We start from the raw sequence: 1,919 nt of genomic DNA, 5'->3' as shown, positions 1-1,919 counted from the left end.
CATGGATCTGACATTCGGTACCGCCCTCAGCCAGAGCGGACGTTTACTGCAACTCACCACCCCGCTGGGCGAGCATCAGCTCCAGGCCCTGCGCGTACACGGGGTCGAGCGCATCGGCCGCGTGCCCCGCTACACCCTCGACGTGGTGGTGCAGGACACCGAATACGATCCTGAAAAACTCATCGGCCAACCCGTCAGCCTGGCCATCCTCTGCGATGACGGTTCTCTCGCGCAGCGCCATGGTCTGGTCGAGAGCGTGCGCTACTTGGGCAATGACGGTGGTCTGCACGACTGGCAACTGGTCTTCGCGCCCTGGTTCAGCCTGCTCGAGTATCGCCTCGACTGCCGCATCTGGCAGGACAAAAACCTGCCGACGATCCTGGAGGCCGTTTTCTCACTGTACGAACAGGCCAAGGGCAATTACCGCCTGGACCTGCGGCGTGAATACGCCCCGCTCTCCTACGTCACCCAGTTCAATGAAAGTGACGCCAACTTCGTGCAGCGCTGGTGCGAGCAGGAAGGTCTTTTCTGGTACGTCGAACACTCGGCAGACAAGCATTGCATCGTCTTTACCGATACCGTCGATACCCTGCCCGCGCTGGCGCCGCAGAGCATTCGCTTTCACACCCAGAACGCCACCGAGAAACAGGACGGCATTACCCAGTGGAGCAGTGGCTCGCAGTTGCTCAGCGGCAAGCTGCATTGGCGCAGTGTCGATTACCTGGCCCACGGCCAGCCCCGCGAAACCGTAATGCCGGCCTTGCAGGCCGCTTCGGCCCCGCAGGCGCTGGAGCGGTACGAGTATCAAGGCCAATACGGCTGGCAGAAGCAGGACCGCGGCGAATGGCTGAGCCGCGTACAGATTGAACAGCGTGAATCCCAAGCGCGTCGCGTGCAAGGTCAAAGCGGCGTGCGGCAAATGGAAGCCGGACGCTGGTTTGAGCTGACCCAGCATCCGCTGTACGAACGCAAGGCAGCCGAAGAGCGTCAGTTCCTGCTGATCGAAGTCGAGATCTTCGCCGAGAGCAACCTGCCGCTGGCCAAGGAACGCCGCGAAGTGCCGGGGAGCATGGCGGCGCTGTTCAGATCAGTGCGCCCTGAGCCTTCAGGGCTTGGCGTCGTGAACAAGGTAGCGGACACCTTGGGCGTGGGCAGCCACGGTTTCTTCCTCAATCGCTTCGAAGGCCAGCTGCACAGCGTGCCGTTTCGCAGTCCGGCCGAGCATTTCAAGCCGAATAACCCTGGCCCGCAGACCGCCGTGGTGGTCACGCCCAACGGTCATGAGGTGTTTACCGACACGCTGAACCGGGTATGCGTACGCTTCCACTGGGACCGGCTTTCCCAAGAAGGCGAACTGGGTTCCTGCTGGCTGCGCATGATGCAACCGAGCAGCGGCCCGGACTGGGGCAGTGTGCATGTGCCCCGTGCCGGTGAAGAGGTGGTCATCACTTTTCTGGACAACGACATCGACCGACCGCTGGTCATGGGCCAGGTCTACGGCGGCCATAAACCCGCCTGGCACTCCAGCGGTCTGATGGCAGGCTACAAAAGCAAGGAAGTCGGCGGCGGTGGTTTCAACCAGTGGGTGATGGACGACTCGACCGGCCAGGTCCGCACCCAGATCCACAGCAGCCACGGGCATACCCAGCTTAACCTTGGTTACCTGATCGACCAGCGCGGCAACAACCGCGGCGGTCTGCGTGGTACGGGTTTCGAGTTACGCACCGATGCCTACGGCGCTTTACGCGCCCAGCAAGGTCTTTACCTCAGCACCTGGAAACGCAGCGGTGCCCAGGGTGCACAGATCGATGCCAGCGAAGCGCAGCAACAACTGAAAAACAGCGAGCAACGCGTCAAGACTCTGTCCGATACCGCCCAACAGCACAACGCCCTGCCCATGCAGGAAGGCCTGGACAGCC

Annotated in this window: 1 protein-coding gene; it reads left to right on the top strand. The window is 62.1% G+C overall.

Translation table 11 applies throughout. The features are described 5' to 3' along the window. Nucleotide 1: 1 nt before the first annotated feature. On the top strand, nt 2-1,919 hold a 1,918-nt coding region (gene tssI, locus RGM3321_RS00260), incomplete at its 3' end, for a type VI secretion system tip protein TssI/VgrG (RefSeq protein WP_244391046.1).

Source organism: Pseudomonas sp. RGM 3321, from assembly GCF_022836805.1.
Lineage (GTDB): Bacteria > Pseudomonadota > Gammaproteobacteria > Pseudomonadales > Pseudomonadaceae > Aquipseudomonas.
This window is presented reverse-complemented; position numbering and strand designations above follow the sequence as displayed.